This window comes from Spirosoma knui (genome assembly GCF_054780635.1).
Window position 1 is genome coordinate 77560 of the sequence record NZ_BAAGVY010000014.1, and the last position, 23230, is coordinate 100789.

The 23230-nt window shown below is 51.9% G+C and carries 22 protein-coding genes; 14 read left to right on the plus strand and 8 right to left on the minus strand.

The window, feature by feature from the left end:
- The first annotated feature begins 317 nt into the window (after positions 1 to 317).
- From atpA to ACYVIY_RS24195, 7 genes are all read left to right on the plus strand, one after another.
- Entirely contained in the window at positions 318 to 1892 is a 1575-nt protein-coding gene (gene atpA / locus ACYVIY_RS24165; protein ID WP_460979064.1) for a F0F1 ATP synthase subunit alpha, read from the plus strand.
- A gap of 99 nt (positions 1893 to 1991) precedes the next feature.
- Positions 1992 to 2879, plus strand: a complete 888-nt coding sequence (gene atpG / locus ACYVIY_RS24170; protein WP_460979065.1) for an ATP synthase F1 subunit gamma — start codon at positions 1992 to 1994, stop codon at positions 2877 to 2879.
- A 237-nt stretch (positions 2880 to 3116) separates the two neighbouring features.
- Positions 3117 to 3980, plus strand: coding sequence for an STAS domain-containing protein (locus ACYVIY_RS24175; protein ID WP_460979066.1), 864 nt, complete (start codon positions 3117 to 3119; stop codon positions 3978 to 3980).
- An 11-nt stretch (positions 3981 to 3991) separates the two neighbouring features.
- On the plus strand, positions 3992 to 4390 hold the full coding sequence (locus ACYVIY_RS24180; RefSeq protein ID WP_460979068.1) for an STAS domain-containing protein: 399 nt from the start codon (positions 3992 to 3994) through the stop codon (positions 4388 to 4390).
- The gene (locus tag ACYVIY_RS24185) at positions 4368 to 4796 is read left to right on the plus strand and encodes an anti-sigma regulatory factor (protein ID WP_460979070.1); all 429 of its coding nucleotides are present in this window, start codon (positions 4368 to 4370) and stop codon (positions 4794 to 4796) included. Before ACYVIY_RS24180 ends, ACYVIY_RS24185 begins: the two co-directional genes overlap by 23 nt.
- The gene (locus ACYVIY_RS24190) at positions 4789 to 5802 is read left to right on the plus strand and encodes an ATP-binding protein (protein ID WP_460979071.1); all 1014 of its coding nucleotides are present in this window, start codon (positions 4789 to 4791) and stop codon (positions 5800 to 5802) included. Before ACYVIY_RS24185 ends, ACYVIY_RS24190 begins: the two co-directional genes overlap by 8 nt.
- A 4-nt stretch (positions 5803 to 5806) precedes the next feature.
- On the plus strand, positions 5807 to 7477 hold the full coding sequence (locus ACYVIY_RS24195; RefSeq protein ID WP_460979072.1) for a sensor histidine kinase: 1671 nt from the start codon (positions 5807 to 5809) through the stop codon (positions 7475 to 7477).
- A 66-nt stretch (positions 7478 to 7543) separates the two neighbouring features.
- On the opposite strand, the gene ACYVIY_RS24200 is transcribed toward ACYVIY_RS24195, so the two are convergent.
- Positions 7544 to 8764 carry a DUF4249 domain-containing protein gene (locus ACYVIY_RS24200; protein WP_460979073.1) on the minus strand — a complete coding sequence of 407 codons (1221 nt, stop codon included), beginning with the start codon at positions 8762 to 8764 and terminating at the stop codon, positions 7544 to 7546.
- A gap of 338 nt (positions 8765 to 9102) precedes the next feature.
- Here ACYVIY_RS24200 and ACYVIY_RS24205 point away from each other — a divergent pair, with 338 nt between their 5' ends.
- Both ACYVIY_RS24205 and ACYVIY_RS24210 read left to right on the plus strand, forming a co-directional pair.
- Complete coding sequence (locus ACYVIY_RS24205; RefSeq protein ID WP_460979074.1) at positions 9103 to 9672, plus strand: DUF4136 domain-containing protein; 570 nt, start codon at positions 9103 to 9105, stop codon at positions 9670 to 9672.
- 99 nt (positions 9673 to 9771) lie between these two features.
- Positions 9772 to 10068, plus strand: a complete 297-nt coding sequence (locus ACYVIY_RS24210) for a hypothetical protein (RefSeq protein ID WP_460979075.1) — start codon at positions 9772 to 9774, stop codon at positions 10066 to 10068.
- A gap of 18 nt (positions 10069 to 10086) precedes the next feature.
- Here the strand turns inward: ACYVIY_RS24210 and ACYVIY_RS24215 are convergent, their stop codons facing one another.
- From ACYVIY_RS24215 to ACYVIY_RS24230, 4 genes are all read right to left on the minus strand, one after another.
- A complete protein-coding gene (locus tag ACYVIY_RS24215; protein WP_460979077.1) occupies positions 10087 to 11001 on the minus strand; it encodes a DUF6607 family protein in 915 nt (304 codons plus the stop codon).
- Between the two features lie 205 nt (positions 11002 to 11206).
- Positions 11207 to 11737 (minus strand): ferritin, encoded by a 531-nt coding sequence (locus ACYVIY_RS24220; protein ID WP_460979078.1) that lies wholly within the window; start codon positions 11735 to 11737, stop codon positions 11207 to 11209.
- Between the two features lie 110 nt (positions 11738 to 11847).
- A complete protein-coding gene (locus ACYVIY_RS24225; protein ID WP_460979080.1) occupies positions 11848 to 12201 on the minus strand; it encodes a hypothetical protein in 354 nt (117 codons plus the stop codon).
- A 79-nt stretch (positions 12202 to 12280) separates the two neighbouring features.
- Positions 12281 to 13627: a peptidoglycan DD-metalloendopeptidase family protein gene (locus ACYVIY_RS24230; protein WP_460979081.1), complete on the minus strand. Its 1347-nt coding sequence runs from the start codon at positions 13625 to 13627 to the stop codon at positions 12281 to 12283.
- 194 nt (positions 13628 to 13821) lie between these two features.
- Between ACYVIY_RS24230 and ACYVIY_RS24235 the strand changes: the two genes are divergently transcribed.
- Together ACYVIY_RS24235 and ACYVIY_RS24240 are read left to right on the plus strand one after the other, a co-directional pair.
- Positions 13822 to 14580: a ZIP family metal transporter gene (locus ACYVIY_RS24235; protein WP_460979082.1), complete on the plus strand. Its 759-nt coding sequence runs from the start codon at positions 13822 to 13824 to the stop codon at positions 14578 to 14580.
- A 74-nt stretch (positions 14581 to 14654) separates the two neighbouring features.
- A complete protein-coding gene (locus ACYVIY_RS24240) occupies positions 14655 to 15197 on the plus strand; it encodes a DUF2231 domain-containing protein (protein WP_460979084.1) in 543 nt (180 codons plus the stop codon).
- 78 nt (positions 15198 to 15275) lie between these two features.
- Here the strand turns inward: ACYVIY_RS24240 and ACYVIY_RS24245 are convergent, their stop codons facing one another.
- The gene (locus ACYVIY_RS24245) at positions 15276 to 16739 is read right to left on the minus strand and encodes an APC family permease (RefSeq protein WP_460979085.1); all 1464 of its coding nucleotides are present in this window, start codon (positions 16737 to 16739) and stop codon (positions 15276 to 15278) included.
- A gap of 110 nt (positions 16740 to 16849) precedes the next feature.
- Positions 16850 to 19273, minus strand: coding sequence for a glycoside hydrolase family 20 protein (locus ACYVIY_RS24250; RefSeq protein WP_460979086.1), 2424 nt, complete (start codon positions 19271 to 19273; stop codon positions 16850 to 16852).
- A gap of 229 nt (positions 19274 to 19502) precedes the next feature.
- Between ACYVIY_RS24250 and ACYVIY_RS24255 the strand changes: the two genes are divergently transcribed.
- From ACYVIY_RS24255 to ACYVIY_RS24265, 3 genes are all read left to right on the plus strand, one after another.
- Positions 19503 to 20120: a DUF6134 family protein gene (locus tag ACYVIY_RS24255; protein WP_460979087.1), complete on the plus strand. Its 618-nt coding sequence runs from the start codon at positions 19503 to 19505 to the stop codon at positions 20118 to 20120.
- 92 nt (positions 20121 to 20212) lie between these two features.
- On the plus strand, positions 20213 to 21538 hold the full coding sequence (locus ACYVIY_RS24260; protein WP_460979088.1) for a lytic transglycosylase domain-containing protein: 1326 nt from the start codon (positions 20213 to 20215) through the stop codon (positions 21536 to 21538).
- A gap of 118 nt (positions 21539 to 21656) precedes the next feature.
- Entirely contained in the window at positions 21657 to 22082 is a 426-nt protein-coding gene (locus tag ACYVIY_RS24265) for an endonuclease domain-containing protein (protein WP_460979148.1), read from the plus strand.
- 108 nt (positions 22083 to 22190) lie between these two features.
- Here the strand turns inward: ACYVIY_RS24265 and ACYVIY_RS24270 are convergent, their stop codons facing one another.
- A complete protein-coding gene (locus ACYVIY_RS24270; protein ID WP_460979089.1) occupies positions 22191 to 23138 on the minus strand; it encodes a homoserine kinase in 948 nt (315 codons plus the stop codon).
- Positions 23139 to 23230: the final 92 nt, after the last annotated feature.

Below are 23230 nucleotides of genomic sequence, written 5' to 3' on the forward strand. Positions count from 1 at the left end.
TTTACTAGTAAAACGTAAATGAATGACAGAAAAGTTTGGTAAATGTTGTTTTAACTAAAATTTCATTGGCTGGCGGACGAGTACCAGAAACACCAAATGTAGGCCTTTTCGGACCTATTCTACCGGCCGGATTTATTCGCCGAGCTCACTTTTATACGAACGGTTTTTTGCGGGCTGTCAACGGTTCCGTCCGCTGAAGATCAATTATTGGAAAAGTCTAAGATTCAGCATCTGAAAGTGAGCGAAAGCAAGTTTTTATCAAATTTTAATTGTACCTTTGCGGCCTAAAATCAATCGTTCATTATCATCATATACATATGGAATCCGTAAGACCCGACGAGATATCAGCCATCCTGCGCCAGCAATTGGCCGGAACCCAAACCGAGGCTGAACTCGAAGAAGTCGGTACGGTGCTGCAAATCGGTGACGGCGTAGCGCGTATCTACGGCCTCTCGAAAGTGCAGGCCGGCGAATTGCTGTCGTTCGACAATGGGCTTCAGGCCATGGCTCTGAACCTCGAAGAAGATAACGTTGGAGCGGTATTGCTCGGCGATTATTCGGACGTCAAAGAAGGAGACACGGTGAAGCGTACCGATCAGATTGCCTACGTAAACGTTGGCGATGGTATTCTTGGCCGCGTTGTAAACACCCTTGGCCTGCCGATCGACGGCATGGGACCCATTCAGGGTGAGTTATTCCAGATGCCGCTGGAACGTAAAGCCCCTGGCGTTATTTTCCGCCAGCCGGTGAACGAGCCGCTGCAAACCGGTATCAAAGCTATCGACGCGATGATTCCGATCGGTCGTGGCCAGCGGGAGTTGATCATTGGTGACCGTCAGACGGGTAAAACCGCTGTTGCCATTGACACCATCATCAACCAGAAGGAATTTTACGACAAAGGTCAGCCTGTATTCTGTATCTACGTAGCCTGCGGCCAAAAAGCCTCTACCGTGAAGCAGGTGGAAGCTACGTTACGTAAGGCTGGTGCGATGGACTACACGGTCATCGTATCCGCAAACGCATCTGATCCGTCGCCGATGCAGTTCTTTGCGCCGTTTACAGGTGCCGCTATCGGTGAGTACTTCCGGGATACGGGCCGTCCGGCGCTGGTCGTTTATGACGATCTGTCGAAACAGGCTGTAGCGTACCGCGAAGTATCGCTGCTGCTACGTCGCCCACCAGGACGCGAAGCCTATCCCGGTGACGTATTCTACCTGCACAGCCGTCTGCTGGAGCGGGCCGCCAAGATCAACTCGAACGACGAGATCGCCAAGAACATGAACGACCTGCCGCCTTCGTTGAAAGACAAGGTGAAAGGTGGTGGTTCGCTGACGGCCCTGCCAATTATCGAAACCCAGGCTGGTGACGTATCGGCGTATATCCCAACGAATGTAATTTCGATTACGGACGGTCAGATCTTCCTGGAGTCGAACCTGTTTAACTCAGGTATCCGTCCGGCCATTAACGTAGGTATTTCGGTATCACGCGTGGGGGGTAACGCACAGATCAAGTCGATGAAGAAAGTAGCCGGTACGCTGAAGCTGGACCAGGCTCAGTTCCGTGAGCTGGAAGCCTTCGCCAAGTTCGGTTCGGATCTTGATGCTTCGACGAAGCTGACGATCGAACGCGGACGCCGGAATCAGGAGATGCTGAAGCAGCCCCAATATTCGCCGGTGCCGGTAGAACAGCAAGTTGCGATCATCTACGCATCGACCAACGGTTTGCTGGATAAAGTGCCTGTCAACAAAGTTAAGGCCTTCGAAAGCGAGTTTGCTATGGTCCTGAGCGCGCAGCACCCGAACGTCCTGAACGATCTGCGGGCAGGCAAGCTGAGCGACGAAGCTACGGCAACGCTTAAGAAGGTAGCGGCTGACTTATCGGCGAATTATTAATTCATAAGCAGTTAGAAGCAAGAAGTGAGGGGTGAGAATAGCTGACGCACGGAAGGATTCTTGCCCCTGACTCTTAACGACTAACTCCGACAACAAAAAATGGCATCTTTAAAAGAAGTACGCGCTCGTATTGCATCGATTAACTCGACCCAGCAGATTACTAAAGCCATGAAAATGGTGGCGGCTGCTAAGCTGCGTCGGGCACAGGACAGCATCACGCAGTTGCGGCCCTATGCGCAGAAGCTTAGTCAGATGCTGGGTACGGTATCGGCCGGTGCTGAAACAGCCTCTGAAAGTCCATACAAGCAGGCACGGCCTGTTGGTCGGGTGCTGATCATTGTGATCACCTCCGACCGCGGTTTGTGCGGAGCCTTCAATACCAACGCCGTGAAGGGTGCTCTGGCTCTTATGGAGGAAAAGTATGCAGCGCAGGCTCGTTCGGGTAACGTCGAAATTATGGCTATCGGCAAGAAAGGCGCGGAAGCGTTTCAGCGCCGTGGTTTTAAAGTAAACACAACGCATGTCGACGCGTTTGGCTCGTTGAGTTTTGCCACCGTACGGGCTGCCGCCGAAGAAGCCATGGACGGTTTCGCAGCCGGTCGTTACGATGCCGTTGAGGTTGTTTACAATGAGTTCCGGAACGCGGCCGTGCAGATTGTACGTACCGAGCAGATGCTGCCGATCGTTGCCGCTGAAGCGCCGACGGGTGCTGTGGCTTCCGCCATCAATTACACCTTTGAGCCGTCGGAAGAAGAAATCATCACTGAGCTAATTCCGAAGACGCTGAAAATTCAGCTCTATAAGGCTGTTCTGGACTCCAATGCCTCAGAGCACGGTGCTCGTATGACGGCGATGGATAAAGCGACCGAAAACGCGGGTGAATTATTGAAAGAATTACGTCTGGTATACAACCGGACCCGTCAGGCTGCTATTACCACCGAAATTCTCGAGATTGTCGGCGGGGCTGAAGCATTGGCAAGTGCCTAATTTTCTTTTTGATTCAAGTAGTTCAAAAACCACCACTGAGTTAAGTGGTGGTTTTTATTTTAGGCTCAGTCACGAACGGGTCAACATTTGGCGGTGAATTGGGTTGATAAGTAAGGGCAGTCTGCTGGCTGCCTGAAGTATCTAGCAAATCTAGTAACCGCTTGAACGCATATTCGTTTGCAGGTTACTCCCGGGCCGTCTTTTTTAGTACATTTGGTAGATATTCATAGCTAATTTATGAGCGACTCACTTGTCGGTATTCTTCGCCAGAAGAAGAAACAAATCCTAACCTTATGGATGAAGAACCAGTTAGCCGATAGTGGGCTACGGGATGATCTGATGAGTAATGATGACTTGCGGACGCAGTCGGAAGAATTATTAGATACGCTCCTAGAAGTGCTAACCGACGAGAGTTTAGCCATGCTTAACAACCAGGCATTTGGCCCGTTATTCGATCTTCTGTCCGGTATTTCGTTTTCCCGCGCTCGTCAGGGGTTTACACCCCGCGAAACCGGCACTTACATCTTCAGCCTGAAAGATGCTTTGCTGGATGTGGTGCAGCAGGAGCGTAAAGATTCCCGGCAACTGCTGACCGATATCCTTCAAATCAGCAAACTTGTCGACAACCTGGGCATTTTCACGTTTGAGACGTTCATTCAGGGACGCGAAGAAGTGATCACGCGGCAGACCGACGAGATGACCGAAATCTCTACGCCCGTCGTGCAGGTGTGGGATGGTATTCTGACGATGCCGCTCATTGGTACGCTGGACAGCTCCCGGGCGCTGGTCGTCATGGAAAATCTGCTACAGGAAATTGTACGAAGCGGCAGTGGCATCGCCATACTCGACATTTCCGGCGTACCAACGGTCGACTCGATGGTAGCGCAGCACCTAATCAAAACTGTCAATGCAACCCGTCTGATGGGAGCCGAATGCATTATCTGTGGAATTCGTCCCGAAATTGCCCAGACCATTGTTCACCTGGGCATCGATCTATCGCATGTAGTTACGAAGGCAACGCTGGCCAGCGCGCTCAAACATGCGTTTAAAACCATGCAGCTAGAGGTTCGGAAGGCTCCTTCCAGCACCTCGCTTTCCTAAACTTCGCCCGCATGGACCGCATTCCCATATTACGTATTGGCCAGTATTTGCTGGTCACTATACAAGTTGACCTGTATGATCGATTAGCCCTTGATCTGGAAGCAGACCTGATCAGTCAGGTTGCTAAAACCGGGGCGCAGGGCGTAATGATCGATATATCGGCCGTTACCATCGTCGATTCATTCATGGGGCGCATCCTGAGCAACATTGCCAGCATGGCCCGTGTACTCGATGCCGAAACCGTTGTAGTTGGTATGCAGCCAGCGGTAGCCATTACGTTAGTTGAATTAGGGCTGGCTCTCAACGGGATACATACAGCCCTCAATATAGAGAAAGGCATGGAATTACTTCGCCTAAAGACCGACCTGATTAACGGGTCTAGCGACAATGCTCAATACGACGCCGATTGAGGTGTTAGCAGCCAATACGTTCAGTATTCGACAGGAGTCCGACGTAATTCCGTTCATCAGCCACATTCGGGACCAGGCCGGTCGACTGGGTATGAACAGCGTGAATCAGACTAAGCTGACCACGGCTGCCAGTGAACTAGCCAGGAATATGATTAACTACGCCAGTGGCGGAGACGCACGGCTGGAGCAGGTGCGGCAGGCCGACAAAGATGGCTTCAGAATCATATTTACCGACAAAGGCCCCGGCATTATTGACATAGAGAAAGCCATGGAAATGGGCTATTCTACGGGAGCAGGGATGGGATTGGGTTTACCAGGCGCGAAACGACTGGTCAATGAGTTTACGTTAGCCAGCGAAGTAGGTAAAGGAACGACGGTGACCATACTAAAATGGACCAATGGATAACACGCCCCATCGTACATATCCGGTTACTGATCGAAGTTATTTGAGTCTAATCAAGCGTGAGGTACGTGCCTTAGCGAATCAACTCCAGTTTTCGGCTAAAAAGATCAGCGAGGTTGATATTATTATAGCCGAACTGACCTCCAATTTAGTTAAGTATGCTAAAGAAGGCGAATTGCTGGTGCGGCCTCTGCACGACGGTGCAAATACAGGTATTGAGTTAATCAGTCTGGATAAAGGCCCAGGCATGGTTGACCCCAGCCGGATGATGCTCGACGGCGTCTCAACGGGAGGATCGCTGGGGCAAGGATTGGGGGCTATCAAACGGCTGGCCGATCTGTTTCAACTGTATTCGTTACCTGATCGGGGTACCATCGGTTTAGTGCACGTGTATCAGGAGCCGTCAAAATTATCGGATAAAATACTCTTAGCCGATGTTCAATGCGTGATTGTGCCTAAAGCCGGCGAAACGGCCTGCGGAGATGGTGCCTACGCCCGGGTAACAACTGCCGGACTAGCGGTTTTTCTGGGGGATGGATTGGGCCACGGTGACTTGGCAGAACAAGCCATTCAGCTAGCGCTTCGAACGCTGGATCAACAACGTAACCTAAGCCCGGCTACGTGGTTGGCAGCTATCCATCGGGCTGCGATAGGAACGCGCGGGCTGGTTGGTACGGGCGCGATTTTTGAGCTTAGCAGCCGAAAATGGAAGATTTGCGGAGTCGGAAACATTAAAACGCAGCTGACGGGGGTTAATCAGCTTAAAAACTATATACCTCAAAACGGGATTCTGGGGTATAATCTGCCAAGGACCCTGCTGGAACACGAATTACCCTACGAACCTGGTCATTGTTTGGTTATGGCGTCGGATGGTATACAGACTCGCTGGAATCCGGCGCGGTACCCAAACATTAGCCGGTATCAACCTATTGTACTAGCGGCTGCTATTTATAAAGAATTCGCTCGTCGAACTGACGATATGTCGGTAGTGGTTGCCCGCATTTATTAAGTGTATGCATGAATTAACAAGGCTTAACCTGGACAACGAAATGGACCTGATCCTGGTCCATAAGCGGAGCATGAAGCTAGCCGAATTAGGAGGATTTTCACTGGCTGCCCAAACGACCTTCGCTACGGCCGTTTCGGAAGTAGCCCGGTTGGCGCTGGCCGGGGGAGGACACAGCTCGTTGAAGTTAGGCATGCACGCCGACGATGAGAAAGGGTGGCGAATTGCCGTTCGATTGCAGGATCGGCGACGGTATCAGTTGGAGGTCGCGGAGGAAGCGCTGAATAATGCCCGTAGGCTGGTCGATGAATTACTCGTAGACGTAACGGACCAAGGCACGGATATTCAGCTCATGTGTAACGTTTCGGATTTACAGTCGGTGAGTGTGGCGCGCCTGGAAGGGTGGAAGCGGTTATTCACCCACGAGCCACCGGCATCGCCTTACGATGATATTAAACGGAAAAATAGCCAGTTGCAGGAACTCGCGGACCGCCTTCAGATCAGTGAGCAGCAGTACCGGCAAATGACCAATTCGCTGCCGCTGTTAATTTTCTCGCTAACGTCGGACAACAGGCTGGTATATGCGAATCAGGGCTTTACCAACTTCCTGGACGATACGTTGCCCGAGTTAAACCAGAAAGGGTGGTTAACCATCTTTCACGAGGATGATCGGGCTTCTGTGCGTACGGCCTGGGCCGATTCGGTAGCGAGTAGTACGCCGTTTCAGGGGGAATGGCGGCTTCGGCACCGGCAAACGGATGAGTACGTCTGGCACATGGTTTCGGCTTCTCCTCTGCGCGATGCGAACCAACGGATCGTTCACTGGAACGGCTTTATGGCCGACATTCACGCGCAGCGGGTCGTAGAGCAAACGTTACGTGACAACGAAGAGTTACGCCAGAGCCGAAGCCAGCTTCGAACCAGCCAGCAGCAACTGGAAGGTAACATTAATGAACTGAACCGGAGCAATACCGAACTAGCGCAGTTTGCCTACGTTGCCAGCCATGATTTGCAGGAGCCCTTGCGCAAAATACAAGCGTTCAGTACCATGCTGACGGAGCAGTATGCGCCTGCCCTCGATCCTACCGCACAGGACATAATCCGGCGAATGCAGGGAGCTACGGGCCGTATGCAGGAGTTGATTCGGGGCTTGCTGGCCTACTCCCGGTTAAATACCGAAAAACCTTCGTTCCGTGCCGTGTCCCTAAACCAACTGATCAACGAGGTGATAGGCGATCTGGAAACAGCTATTGAGGACCGTGCCGCCGTTATCGAAGTCGAAGCCTTGCCTACGATCCGGGGTAATGGCTTGCAGCTCCGGCAGTTGTTTCAAAACCTGCTCAGCAATGCCCTGAAATTTACCTCACCCGACCGGATTCCCTCTGTGCACATCAGCGCCCAATTGCTTAGTGACGCTGAAATACAGACTCTGTACCCTAATGCCTCGGGTGACTACGTAGCGGTAAGTATTCAGGACAATGGAATTGGTTTTGAGGAGAAACACACGAACCGGATTTTTAATCTTTTCCAACGACTGCATGGCCGTAATGAATACACGGGTACGGGGATAGGACTGGCGGTTTGCAAAAAAGTAGTGGATAACCACAGCGGCTACTTAAGCGCCCACAGCAAGCCCAACGTAGGTTCTACGTTCGTGGTCTATTTGCCCGTACAATGAACTTGACAAACCCGGCCAGCGGGTAGTTTTGAGTTGGCTGAGTGCCAGCGAGATTGTCAGATTCGATCAGTTTGGCCAGCCCTGGGGCTTGTTTGGCGTTCGGTTGTCACTATCTACACACACGGCCGTTGGTGGCCGACCCACCGAGTTTCGGGGCAGGTAATAAGGAATTAAGCCGGGTGGTTCGGGCGTAGGATCACGATTGGCGTTCAGGGCTCTGAACAAACCGGGTGCATTGCCCGTGTTCTCCCGGCGGTCAAGCAGGTAGCGCTCTGCCGATACGGCCGATGCCGCAAAATAACCCACTACAGCTTCTCCGGAATTAGAGCCATTATGAACATTTCCAGTAGGGGCTGCGGGGGGCGTATTTGCCAGTCCACCCGCGTTTTGCGTTTGATCCAGAACTCGTTTGAAATAGCTGTATGCTTCTGCTGTTAGCGCACTCTGCCGGATTTCGACCAGGCAGGGCTGGTATTGATAATAAGGAATTTGGGCAACCAGCTTTCCCGTTACAGTTCTGCCATTCGTGTACGTATCGGCAAAAATGGTGAGGTTATAGTTGAAGAGTTTTTCCCAGCATTCAGTTCGGCACTCATAATCAATATAGGGCGGCTCGTAGTTTGGATCGGGGTAATAGCAGTCCTCCAGTAAGCGGTTTGTGTACTGCTTTGTAACCGGGTCAATTGCATAGACCAGGTAAGAGCCCCGGCAAGACCGGCACCACAGCTGCTTTTCCCACAACACCCAATCCCAGCGGTAATAATTAGCCTGATCGGCTGGATCTTGCCAATCAATGTAGATGTCGTTAGCGGCTCGGTACGCGGGGTTGTTTAGCAAACCTTGGTTGAGACTGGTTGGGTTAAATCGTTCGTACAGACGACGAATGGGCGGGGCTGCGGGCATTCGCTCCGTGGCTGACACGTAGTGAGTGCCATCTTTGAGCGTGAACTGCAACTGGTACCGGTGCCCAATTTGACCGACAAAAGAAGCTGGAGCCTGGTAACGGCCTGAGTCCGTTTCGGTAAAGCGCACCCGCTGAACGGAATCAATTAGTACGTCAACGGTAGCTCCGGTTAGCGGGCGCGTGCCGAAGCGGCCCGTGAACGGATCTGCTTTTGAGCGGTTCAGCCGTACCAGCTGGGGTTCGTCGAGATTGGTGATGCTGGATTCAACGACCACTACGTTGACCGTTCCTTCTGTAGCCAGATCTTCCGGATACACGCAACTGCTTATCGACAAGGCAACAACGTACCAGACAAAAAAGTGTAAACCCGTTAGACGTACCATCAGAGCAGACAAACTTTTTGGGTAAAATTATAGATATCGAATATTCTACCGGTTTGCCGCTGACAATCCGCGTATTAGTAAGTCAATCCCGTTTTCGCCTTTACGTAAAGAAGGGATTTTGTGCAGGTTATACAGTGCGTAAGTAAACGCAGGAATATGAATTAAATTGTTAAATAATATAGTTATAATCAATGCATTATCTCTTTAATTGCATTCAAGCATATCCTGGAAAACCGGAACCAAGCGTCCCCATTTTTAGTTATTAATGTGTCATATACGAATGGCTGTTTCTTCAGCGTTTAGTAGTAGGTTTGATACCATTTAATGATCCAAAACAAATGAAGATTAAAGGCATAATTAGCAGCTTGTTCATCGTCGGTACGCTGGCGTCCTGCGCCCCGGCCATTACGGTCAAGTACGATTACGATTCGAAAGTAAATGTGCGGCAGTTCACTACGTATCGGATCGAAGCTGACCGGCAACGTAACGCTGATCCAATCGTGGGTAGCAACCTGAACCAGCGTCGTATTGCCGATGCGCTGGATCAATCGCTGAAGGCTCGTGGCTATAAGCCCGTAACGCAGGGCGAAGCTGATCTGATTGTTCGCTTCTTTACCGACTCGCGCGATCGTCAGCAAATCCAGTCGAACAACATGTACTCGCCTTACTCGTGGTGGTACGGTGGCATGGGTAACAATGTGTACTCACGGCAGTACGAAGAAAACCGGGTAGTGGTTAACGTATCGGATGCCCGTACCAATGACATCATCTGGCAGGGCTGGGCTACGGGTCAGCTCAACAACCGGAATAAAGAGCGTGACCGTGATCAGACGTTCCGCGAAACGGTGGTTAGTATCATGAAAAACTTCCCCGAAAGCGCCGGTCAGGACTACGGTGCAGCCCGGTAATCGAGCTTAACATTCCCCTTTCAAAACCTACTGCTCCAACGAGTGGTAGGTTTTTTTATAGCCATAGCTTTTTGTTTATTTGTGGCTTTCTGTCCTACTATGTCTATTGGAAGTCGAGGAGCCATTTATTCCCTGCTGACCGTAGTGGTTGTGCTCCTGCTGGGCATTACAGCCTTACTGTGGGTCGCCTACAACCGGCACCAGAGGCTCGAAGACGCTACCATCGACTTGCAACGTAATCTGAGTCAGCAGGAAAGCCAGATCAAGGACCTGCAGGAACGGCTCGAAGACTGTGATACCCTGGAAACTGCTGCTCCTCTCGATACGTCGTGGAATACCGGCCGCCCAACAAATACAACACAGGTTGTCAGCCAAGTTATGTTACCCCGCCACTGACTAGCCATTTCGGAATCGTTATTTAAGATACTTCTCGATTGTCTGGCGAATAAGCTGGCGACTGCTGGCTGAATTGTAGGAGACTTTTTGAGCTGATGCGGCCAGTTCATCCAGCTCCCGGCCCAATACGTTGCCTTTCACCTGCCCCCGCAGGGCAACACGCTCGCGGTTGGCTAACAGCTCATCCCAAACTGCCCGTACGTCAGCCCAGTAGGCGCGGTTCTCGGCCCACCAGGTTTTTGCGGTCTCACACTTGCGCTCGTCTGTGCGCCGGTACGTGTTCACCCCTTTTTCGGATACCAGCAACTGATCGCCCGCTTCGGTGCGGATAATCTTGTCGTTGTCCTGCTCGTGAACGTATCCATCCGGTCGGATTTCATGATGGTTTGTTCGGCGCATTACGTTGTAATCGCTACGTTTGGTGTATTCGCGCCGGGGCAGGGGCGCCTCGACGGTGCTTTCCCAATAATGCCGCCCATCGGCATGAATCCAGGTCGCTGACCCTTCGTAACGTGGGCTATCGTCCACTTCAAACACCTTCTGAGTCCACTGCCCTTTTACTTGAGTAGGTGTAAGGGTCACACGCTTCCAGGAAGCGTTTTGCTCGAATTTCAGCAGGCTGGTATACTCGTACAGCCAGTCTTCGCGCCAGTGCTTGACAATGATCGTATCGCCTACAATTAAAAGGTGCTGGATCACGAGTTTTCCTGGCAGTTCCTCGTCTACAAATACCCATTCCAGACCTTTGGCAGAATATCTGTCTTTATACGTATAGCTTTTTTCGGGCGCAAACGTCTCGGCGTACAGAAAGGCGACTTCGTGGCAGCCGCACTGACTCTTGATCGCTTTAACATCATCAGCCTTTGGAGTAGTCTGGGCGAAACTTCTTAGACAGAGCAACAAAGCAACACTAAGCAGAACGAATGGACGCATGATTGACAAGCTGGTACGCAGGCAAGATACGTCAAAAATAGATTTATTTAGAATGTGTATAAATAAAGTGGCTGATTATTTGGAATGGCTTTAGATAAGTTCTACGTTTGTGAATCAGCTAGATCATTAAATCGACACGAACCATAGCAAACAAAAAACGGCACTCAGATTGAAGTGCCGTTTTTTTGTATCATAAGGTTGGTACTTACTCAAAGGGGTTGCCATCGAACGTAACGCTGGCCAGCTTTTTATCCAGATAGTACACCTGGTCGGCTGGAATCTGATCGATCAGTTCAAGGCACCGACGGGCGATGTACTCTTCTTCAACCTGTTCTTTCACAAACCACTTCATTAGTTCCTCGGTGGCGTAGTCATTTTCCCGGCGGCAGACGCTGATAACCCGGTTAATGGAATCGGTAACGGCCACTTCCTGATCTAGGACCGTTTCGAATACGGAGCGTAATGAATCAAACTCCTGACCAACTGCTGGAATCTCGGGCGAATAAGCCGTACCGCCCTGATCGCATAGGTAATGGAAAATGCGCATGCCGTGGTTGCGCTCTTCTTCCGATTGTTTATAGAAAAAGCCCGCGCAATGATCAAATCCATTCCGATCGCACCAACCTGCCATTGCTAAATATTTCGATGACGAAACCATCTCAATCTGAATCTGCTGATTCAGAACCATTTCAACGGGTTCTTTTATCGACGTACGAAGTCTTACTAAATCTTTCATAATAGATACTGCGTTCGGTGCAACATGTTGATACCAAAGTAACAACAAAAAACCGGCTCGTGTTATGCAGCCGGTTGATTCCCCTCAAATTTAGAAACAGAATAATTTAACTAAGCCAGCGTAGAACAGCCGCTCTCGCGAAGAATGCTATTGAGTTCCAGCATCAGATTGGCCCCATTCAGCAATTCCCGCAGGTGAATGATTTCGCAGAGCGTTAAAACGTAGCACCGTTCGGAGCGGGGAGGAGTCAGAATTTCAACGTCGTGGGCGTTATCAGTGCTCAGCGCCATCTGACGAACATCGACGGTTTGTACCATCCGCCGGAAATGAGAAAAGTCGCGGGCTGACATAGGCGTATGCGTATCCCAAAACTCGATGATCAGCCGGTTCGTCGTATCGCATTGATAAACTGCTCCTTTGTCCGTTCTAAATACTTCCTGATACGAAACTGGTCTGTTAGTCATTACGCTTGTTATTGCAATACCACAAAGATAATAGCCAGTGGTTAATTTAGATGTAGTCTAAACAAGTTTAATTAACGAATTATTGAGCGGAGGCTCTGACCAACCAGCCTGTTTTCTGATCGGCATTGCGCACGAGTTGAAACCGGTCTGAAACAGCCAGAACATCGACGACGGAACCACTGGCCAGGGTGTCGATGGTAGCCGCCAGGGGATCGGCCGCATCCAGTAAATTGCCGGGCGCAGAAAGCGTCAGCCGTTGCAACGGACGTTTCACGGGTTCGGTAGTCGCACTCGCTACGTAACCCGTCAGGCCGTCGGGGAGGGTAACCCGCAGCCAGGTTTCAGTACCACCCAGTACCGTCAGAGCCGCCGACTTCGGTAACTGTCGTAAAACAGGCGCATCGCTGCCCGGTGCCAGCCGCACGGCCGAACGAGCCGCTGCAACACGTATCGAATCGCCCAATCGGGATTCGGATAGCAGTGTTTGTCGGGCAGGGCCACGGCCAAGTCGAATAAAAGGTAAGGGATCTACCGCCCCTTCTGAATAACCATAGATGCCAAAGTGCAGGTGCGGGCCTGTAGTGCGGGCGTTACCCGTGTTCCCCACAAACCCTACTGTATCACCAACCGATACGCGCTGGCCATTGCTGACATTCCATCGGTCGAGGTGAGCGTAATACAGCCGAATGTTTCGGTCGTTGTCGGACACAAAAACGACGTTGCCGCCCAGGCTATTTGTGCCGACGCCGGAGACAATACCGTCGATTGAGGCCACAGCGGGTGTTCCTCTCGGGGCGAAGATATCGACGCCCTCGTGCCGACGGCGACCCGCATCGCGCGAGGCACCAAAAAAACTGCTGATCTGTCGACTGTCTTTTCCCTTTACCGGAAAGCTAAGGGCGGGCTCCCGCGTAATCGAAATCGTATACCGGCCGCTACGTAGCAGTTCGGGCTGGATACGGATCAGATACGTTTGGGTTCGGCGGGGTTCCCAGGCCAAGACGTTGGTATCGGCTTTCGATGACGCAATCAAATCGGCGCTTCGTCGGTCATTCAACGCAAATACGTCGATAAACACCTGCACATCCTTCTGCCCCTGAGTCTCGACTTTCACCAGAAATTTATCACCCCGCTGCGCGTCGAGCCGGTAACCAACCGAAAATGCCTTCGTAGCCGCAAAATAGCCACTCTCCCGATAGGGAATCGTAATTTTGAGTGAGTCGCGTAACGCTCGGTCGCTGGCCGACAGCCAATCGGTACCTAAGGCAGTCTGGTCAAGTTTAGCGGTTTTGAGCGATTGCCCGTATTGTTCGTGGGGCGACGAGGACCGGAACAACGTAGTGGCCGGACCAACGCCTGTACAGCCAACCATATAGCCAGCTAACAATCCTGCCCAGAAGAAACGGAATAAGTGATTATATACCATAGTGTTACTATACTACTAAACGACCAGGATGCGCTGACAGTTCAGTCAGAAGGGTTTATCTGCTAGAAGCTTCTGAAAGCCATAACCTATAGAGGGGCGTTTTATTGCTACCTATCTACAATCCATTTGGTTTTGGTTGCAACAAAAGCCAACGGCCCCGGTTCAGGTAGTCAGTTACTGCATGATTCAAGCATATGATTCCTGAATGGCTGCAAGCCGGACTGTGGGGGTTGTTATCTGGTGGTGCCTTGCTGATCGGCGCTGCCATGGGCTATTTTGTAAACGTTCCGCAGCGGTTGATTGCCAGCGTAATGGCCTTTGGCAGCGGGGTCTTGTTTTCGGCTTTATCGTTCGATTTGATGGACGAAGCCTACCGCACCGGCGGTTTCGATGCTACCGCAGTTGGTTTTATCGGCGGAGCGGCCGTGTATACAGCCGCTAATTACTACTTGTCAAAACAAGGTGCGAAGCACCGCAAGCGCTCTGGAGATCAACAGGCATCTGAACAGGATCAGCAGGGGAGTGGATTAGCCATCGCCGTTGGGGCCTTGCTGGATGGAATTCCTGAATCAATTGTAATCGGACTAAGTCTGCTGGGTGGCAAAGGGGTAAGCGTCGTTGCGGTCGTTGCTGTATTTCTGTCGAATATACCGGAAGGACTTTCTAGTGCGGCCGGAATGAAAAAAGCGGGTCGGTCGGTAGCGTACGTAATGGGGATATGGGCTGCTATTGCGCTGGTTTCGGGCGTGGCTGCTCTGCTGGGTTATACCCTCTTTCAGGACTATTCAAACGATGTTACTGCCGCCACAACCGCCGTGGCAGCCGGGGCAATTCTAGCCATGCTCGTCGACACAATGATCCCCGAAGCATTCGAGGAAACGCACGAATTTGCCGGGTTGATTACGGTAGTCGGCTTTCTACTTGCGTTCGTTCTATCAAAGATGGGTGGGTAGGTTTCCACTGCCTCACGCCGGTGAACATTGCTCTGAATCAGGCGTTATAGACGAAGTTAACTTACTCAACGACTATGGAAAGCAGAGCGAAACTGGCGGGCCACGCAGCCCACCCTATTATGATCGTATTTCCGCTGGGATTACTTTCTACGGCGGTTATCTTCGATATTGTTTACTTGGTTAGCGATAACTCAACGTTTGCGCTGGTATCCTACTGGATGCTGGTTGCGGGTCTGATTGGTGGATTAGCTGCGGCCGTACCGGGTTGGATCGACTGGTTTGCGATTCCGTCCGGAACGCGGGCCAAACGTGTAGGTTTAGTGCATGGCGTAGGTAATGTATTTGTCTTGATTTTATTCGCGGTTAGCTGGCTGTTCCGGCGCGACGAACCGGGCTATTTACCAACGAGTATTGCCATGACGCTGTCGTTTGTGGCGTTTCTGATTGCCGGCGTTACGGGTTGGTTGGGCAGTGAGTTAGTGGAGCGGCTGAGCGTAGGCGTATACAATGGAGCGCATTTGAACTCTCCCAATACGTTATCCAAACGACCAGCTACGGATATTGATGGTGAGGGCGGCCGACTTGTCGATACAAGGGGCCGGGAACGGTTCGCCTAGCACCCAATAAGGGGTGACATAAACAGATAAGGCGGCCATAACTAAGCCGCCTTATCTGTTTGTAAATAATGATTACCGCTATTCAGTGGCTGATTTACCCCGGCTTGTCAGCAAGTATACCGGTATACCCAGACCCGCGATCAGCAGACCCATGCCGGTATTAAACGTTTTTGTGTATAGCAGAATGCCGCAAATGGTTAAGCCTGCGAGAATATACAGAATCGGTACCACTGGATAACCGAAGGCACGATACGGCCGCTCAGCGTCGGGTTCTTTCCGGCGCAGCAGAAATATGCCGCCGATTGTAACAATATAAAAGCATAGCGACGTAAAGGTGCAGTAGTCGAGCAGGTCGCCGTAGGTGCCCGATAAACACAGCAGCGATGCCCAGATGCACTGCAGCCACAAGGCCCGACCGGGTACGGCATTTCGATTCAGGTGGGAAGCTTGCTTAAGAAAAAGGCCATCTTTAGCCATCGCGTAATACAGGCGCGCACCAGCCAGAATCAGGCCGTTGTTACAGCCAAAGGTCGAAATCATGATCAGCACCGCCATAAACGCCACGGCAATGTCACCGAAGATCGTCGAAACGGCGGCTGTCGCTACCCGATCGGCTTCGGCAAACTGAATGCCTCGCCCTAGAATATCCGTGGCCGTTGGCGAGCCTTTCAGGGGCAGAAGCGAGAGATACGATACGTTCGCCAGAAAGTAGATGGTTGTCACGATCAGCGTACCGAAAAACAAAGCCAGGGGAATATTGCGACGCGGATTTTTGATCTCGCCCGCAATGAACGTTACGTTGTTCCAGGCATCGGCCGAGAAGAGCGAGCCAACCATGGACGTACCGAAGGCGAGCAGAAGCGCAATACCCGCCAGAGGAATAATCTCGCCCGTAGCGCTGGTCGTGCTGGCGTCCCAGGCATTGGCGAAGTTAGTCGACAACTGGCCGCTTTTAAGCCCCAGCGTAATGCCAATGACGATGAGGCCGAGCAGCGCAATCAGCTTCGCCGACGTGAAAACGTTCTGAATGAGCTTACCACTCTGCACCCCCCGGCTATTCAGCCAGGTCAGCAGCACCAGGCTTGCAATGGCGAACAACGAGCCCGCTGAAATCTTCACGGGACCGAGCGCCATCAACACGTTGTCGGGGCCTAAAGCAGGAATAAATACGGCCGTGTATTTCGTAAAAGCCACGGCTACGGCGGCAATGGTGCCGGTTTGAATAACGGTAAAGACCGTCCACCCGTACACAAAACCGGTGAGGTGGCCATAGGCGCGCTGGATGTAAATGTATTGTCCGCCGGCCTTAGGCATCATCCCTGCCAACTCGCCATAGCTCAGGGCTGCAGCTACGGTCAATACGCCCGTCAGGACCCAGAGCATGAGCAGCCAGCCTGATGAACCTAGATTGCGGGCCATGTCGGCCGTAACAATAAAAACGCCCGAACCAATCATTGATCCCGACACAATTAAGGTGGAATCGAGTAAGCTCAGGGAGCGTTTGAATTCAGTTTTTTCTTCGGTTAGGAGTTGTTCGGCCATACAAGTTAAAATATGAGGTACAATAAGCGTCGGAATAGGTGAAAAACCAACTAATCGTTGGCTGTTTTTCCTATTTACAGCTGCTAGCGTAACATATTAGCCGAATGGGCTTACCGAATCTCAATCTCATCGACGGCTAGTTGGGCTGGCTTACCCGGATTGCGCAACCCGGCCGGAACCCGCCCGACATTGTGCGCCAGAATCCGGACGTACCGGGCGGTGGTAGGCGTAAAGTCGAAGGGTAGCCGGGTAATGGCTCGTTTCCCTCCTTCGGCTGCGTTGGTTTTCACGCTTGCCACCGGCCGGAAGGTCTGTCCGTCGTCGGACACGGCGATGTCAACCCGGTCGGGCAGGCAGAGGTTTCGGGCGGTATATTTCACGAAGCCGACGCGAACACTTTCAACCGGCTGCGATTGCCCTAAATCAATAACGGCGTTAAAATCGTTAGCGAACGACACCACATTGGTTAGCTCATACCCGCCCATGCCGCCGGTAGTGCCATCGGTAAGGCTAAAATTGCGGTCAGGTCGGCCGGTAGTTGCGGCACTGAGCAGCTTGTAGGTCTTACCCGTTGCTTTGGAGACAAGGTATTCTTTCTGAATTTTAGCGACCTGACTGAGTGGCTTGCCATTCGAAAAGGTGGCCATACGAATCGTGGATGACTGGTCGAGCCGCAAAGGGACTGTATAGCGGGGCGATTCGCCCGACGGAACGCTGCCATCGATTGTATAGCGTATCTCCGGTACGAGCGGATTCGCTGAAAGCGTTACGTCTACCTTACCCTCCGGAAGTGGTTTTGCGGACGGCGTTACGTCGTAGAACGTCCGCGCGTAATTCACATTCAGATTCGCCAATCGTTCGACGTGCATGAGCAGCCGACGCGAAAAATCGTCGTAGTTTTTCTGGGCCAGCGGTGTCCAGACAACCTCGGCCAGCGCAGCCGCTCGTGGCCAGACCATGTACTCGACCTGATCGGCTGTTTCCAGATACTCCGTCCAGAGATTGCCCTGGGCACCCAAAATGTGTTTAGCTTCTGCGGCCGATAGATTGGCTGGTGTCGGATTATATGAATAGACCAGCGAGAGCGGTAATGACCCGCCGAAGGCCATAGGCTCCTGCGCTGGATCGCCCTGGTAGTGATCGAAGTAGCAATACTGACCAGGTGTCATGATCACATCGTGACGCTGACGGGCAGCCTCAATGCCACCTTTTGTGCCGCGCCAGCTCATAACGGTAGCATTGGGCGAGAGACCACCTTCCAGAATTTCGTCCCAGCCAATAATCCGACGGCCTTTGGACGTAACGAATTTGTCGATGCGCGTAATGAAATAGCTTTGCAGGCCGTGCTCATTTTTCAGTTTCTCGCGCTTGATGAGCTGCTGGCTGAAGGCACTTCTTCGCCAGCTTTCTTTAGGACATTCGTCGCCCCCGATATGAATGTATTTACCTGGAAACAACGCCATTATTTCGGTCAGGACGTCTTGCAGAAAGGTGAACGTTTTCTCGTACGGGCAGAAAACGTCGGGAAAAACGCCCCACTTGGTCGCCACCTGATACGGCCCACCCGAGCAGCCCAGTTCCGGGTAAGCGGCCAACGCGGCCAGCGCATGACCGGGCAGCTCAATTTCGGGCACCACGGTAATGTATTTGGCGGCTGCGTACCGCACGACCTCGCGAACTTCGTCCTGGGTATAAAAACCGCCGTAGGGTTTTCCGTCAAAAACCTGCGGGTCGTACTCGTCATAGTGGCCGACAATGGTTTCGCGCCGTTGAGCGCCTACCTGCGTAAGCTTCGGGTACTTTTTGATCTCGATCCGCCAGCCTTGGTCGTCGGTGAGGTGCCAATGGAACGTATTGAACTTATGGAACGCCATCAGATCAATGTACTTCTTGATGAACGCAACCGGAAAAAAGTGCCGACAAACATCCAGATGCAGGCCCCGGTAGACGTAGCGGGGCTGATCCTGAATGCGGCAGGCTGGAATAGTAAAGGTTTGGAGTGAAGGATTTGAAGCGGGCGGAGCCGTATTTGTGGCTGTTGGTAGTTGATTTTCCGTGCCGGACTCTTTCTTTAAGACAACCGGCGGCAAGAGTTGATACAGCGTTTGTACAGCATAAAAGAAACCTTTTGGTTTGTTCGCGTCAACTGTAATGAGCTGATCGGTGGCATCAATCCGGTAGCCTTCATCGCCCAGTGTTGTATCAAGAGATGTAATAAACTGAATGGAATTGCCGGGTAACGCCTGTCTGGTGATGTTCTGAACCGTAATGCCAAGACCCGTGGTTCGATTAAGGTGGCGGGCAAGCGAATCGGCAATTGCTTTTAGCTCAGGCAGGCCTTCAGGAATCCGGATGGTAGTTGTGCGGCTCAGCACAAATTCCCCCGTGCGTGGCTCCAGTTGCGCGGGCCGGGGAATGATCGCGTACCGAGCCGATGCCTGCCCGGCCGTAACTTGACTACTAACTGACTGGCTGTAGCTGAAACACGATGTAAGAACGAAACCAAGGAAGAACGTAATGAAACGAGTATGCATAGGTTATTGACGCAAATCGGCCAGCATCTGGCAAAAAGTTCGGTCTGATTTAGTCGTTAAATAGACGAAAAATTTAACGGCGTACTGGAAACACTCAACCCCGTGGACCAAATTTTGTTAAACCGTCTATGCGTGTACTACTTTTGCCGGAGTAGTGCCACTAAGGCCGACAATATGTTTAATCGTTGCTGCTAGGTCGGGTTGGCGAAGCTCGTCCTTATCAATTAAAATGAAACGGGTCACCTTATTCCTTCTGCTGTTGCTGAACAGCGGATGGTCAACCTTTGCCCAGTCGCCCGTAGCCCCGGCCGAAACGCATCACTATGCGATTGAGATTGCGGGCATTCGGGTCGGAACCATGACGGCGGTGCGCCAGCCCCAGGCTGATAACCGCACAACTTACACGCTGATCAGTGATGTAAAAGTGCATTTGCTGGTGTATACCGTGACGATTTACTACAAAGTGATCAACCAGTTTGTCGGGCAAAAACTGATGCTCTCGACGGTTGAAGCGCATACCAACCGGGGCGATTACGCGTCGCGAACCGAGTGGAAAACCGATCATTACGACATCGTTGCCAACCAGTATAAGTACAAACATCAGGCAATCGAACGAAATAATATTGATTTTCCAACTTCATCTTTGTACTTTTACGAGCCTACCGGCCGAAATAAGATATACGCCGAGTATTTTGGTGATTATTTTACCTTCAGCCGAACCTCGACAGGAACGTATCGCGCCCTGCTCGACGACCGGGAAGATGAGTACATCTATCAGAACGGAAGGCTGGTTAAGGTCATCAAACATAATGCGATAAAAAATTTCGTTTTGCGGCTGCTAGATTAGTGCAGCGGGACAGATAGGGGAGAGGAAGCCGCCAGTATTGAGTCGTTCGAGTGAGCGGCTAGTAGCGTACTTACCGTAACCTTTTATCGTCCATGACGAAACGCCTACTACTGTTTGTAGCCGGAATCGGCTGCACTTTCCCGAAATTTTCCGCCGTTGCCCAGTCAGCCACCAACTTCATCGCGCTGCATTCGGAAACCTCCACCACAGACTTTTATAGTTCAGGTTCAGCAAAGGCAGTAGCCGTGCGCGCCGACAATGTCATTGATTTTTGCGGAGAAAATATCCCAACGAATCATCCGGACATCGTTGAGCGGTGGACACGGACGCTGAACCGGCAGGCGTCTCTAGCGGGCAGTTTAACCATGCTTAAGCGCCGGGCGTCGGTGGTCTTTCCGTTCATTGAACCCATTCTGAAGCAATACCACATCCCGTCGGATTTCAAATTTCTGCCGCTCCTCGAAAGCGCCGTTACCAACCGGGCGGTTTCACGTAAAGGAGCCGCCGGGTTCTGGCAGCTGATGCCACAAACTGCGCAGTCACTCGGGCTGAACGTATCGCATCGGCGCGATGAGCGGTTTAATCTCAAAAAAGCTACGCACGCGGCCTGCCGCTATCTGAGTGAATTATACGACCAGTTGGGCTCGTGGATGTTGGTAGCCACAGCTTACAACGCCGGTCCCAATTATATCCAGCAATTAACCCGGCAGTACCCCAATCGGCACCCGATGGCGTTACCGTATCGGGCTTCGGAGACAAAAGCATATCTCTTCCAGGCCGTAGCCGTAAAGGAGTTGCTAACGCGCCCGCACGTGTACCGGGACCGGCTGAGCAGTCGCCACCTGGCCGCGCTCAGCGAAAATACGGGTTCTATGGACGCCCCCGAGCGGGCGTCTATCCTGGCTTCCTTCGACATGGACGAAACGGCGATTGCAGCGGGACTTAGTTCGGACGAAAACGCCTTACCTAGCTTTGTGGCTGACTCAACTACCAACGTAGTGCTGCTGACGGATGAGGAAGTAATGGCCGAATCTGAACCTGTGCTGGTTGCCGCAGATTCGGTTGAAGCGAAGCCGGAGCCGAAAATGGTGGCCTCTGTGTCTCCACCAACAACCCGCCTAATCACACGCAGTTTAAGCGAAGGTCCAATTACGGAAGGCCAATTGTGTGTATTTCAAGTCGTGCAGCCCGTAACCCTCAACGAGCGAACCTTTGCCGTCGGCGACGTGATTCACGCCCATATTGAGATTATTGATGCTACGTCCAGGCGGGTTTTTCTGCGTACCGACCGGCTAACGACCGCTCAGACGCAGGAGACGACCTCACTTAAACTGGTGGCTACTGAACAGCCTCGTCAGCCCGGCGTTACGTTGCCAACCCAACTCGAGAACTGGCGGCTGGAGTGGGAGCAGTTGTAAGTCGAGGGATTACCCCTCTGCCTTCGGCACCTCCCCTAAAAGGGGAGGAAACTTTTTTAATTTCCCTTTTAGGGAAATTGGAGGGGAGAATATTGCTACGCATTCATTTCAAAATTCTATTCCTCAATACCTCACTAATTCGCCGGAGTTCAAGCAAACTCGTCAAATTTTACGCACGGATGGTACATCGGCCGAAGCAACCTTGTGGATGCGACTTAGAAATCGTCAGTTAGATGGACGTAAGTTTAGGCGGCAGTTTAGGCGGCAGTTTAGTGTTGGCAATTATGTGCTCGATTTCTATTGTGTTAGCGAAAAGCTCTGTGTTGAATTAGACGGCGCTCCCCATTTCACAAAAGAAGGAATTTTATACGACGAGGAACGAACTGCTTTCCTAACAAACCTTGGTATTCGAGTGCTTCGGTTCGAAAACAAATCAGTGTTTAAGTCGATCGAAGGCGTACTCAATACCATCGAACGTTATTTCTCTGCTGACGGTGTTCACGAAAGGGGCCAGTCACGGCGGAAGCATAATTTGGGGGAGTAATACGGCCATACCCCCTCCAACTCCCCCTAGAAGGGGGAGAGTTAAATAGGAAGTCCTCCCCTACGAGGGGAGGTGCCGAAGGCGGAGGGGTAAAAGATCGTACGCGCCTTAAACAAGCACCGTACTGGTCAGGACCTTCGGCCCTTGTCGGTTGATCTCGGAAACGTAAGTTTCACTGGTGATCCCCACTGATAAAAACGCCTGCTGCATAGCCTGGCCGATACGTTCGGCCGTTTGTGCGTCGCGGCTCAGGGCGAACATAGACGGACCTGAACCTGACAGGCTGCATCCTAGCGCACCGTTGTCCAGCGCGGCCTGTTTCACTTCATGAAATTCCGGAATCAGAATGGCCCGGACTGGCTCGATGATCACATCCACCAGCGAGCGGCTGATCAAATCGTAGTCGGGTGTCATTAAACCAGCAATTAAACCGGCTACGTTGCCCATCTGCGTGATCGTATTCTTCAGCGAAACTTCATTCTTAAGAATAAACCGGGCGTCTTTCGTATTCACCTCAATGTCAGGGTGGACAAGGGTGCAGAATAAAGACGCTGGCGTTTCAATGCGAATTACATCGAGTGGATGATAGCTGCGGATCACCACAAACCCGCCCAGCAACGAAGGCGCTACGTTGTCGGCGTGGGCCGAGCCGCAGGCCAGTCGTTCACCTTCCATCGCAAACGGCAGCAGTTTAATCGTCGGCAATGGCCGGCCGAGCAGTTCATTGATCGCATAGACCCCGGCTACTGCGCTGGCTGCGCTGGACCCTAAGCCACTGCCCAAGGGCATTTGCTTTTCCAGTACCACGTCAACACCTACGTCTGTACGGCCTATATGCTCCAAATACGTCTGAATGGCGATGCCTGCCGTGTTCCGTTCGGTTTCGCGGGGTAATCGGCCCTCATCGCCAATGATGTTGGTAATGGTAACGCCCGGCTCTTCGCGAGTGGTTAGCGTAACCTGGTCGCCGGGACTGGCGACGGCAAACCCAAAAATGTCAAATCCGCAGGCGACATTGGCAACGGTGGCGGGGGCAAAGACTTGAATAGAATTCACGATGGAGGAAAGCGGTGCAATACAAAGACAAGTTTAGCGCTTTGGGCGGGGAATCGCAACTTAAGATCGGAGTTGCGCCTACATCGACTATC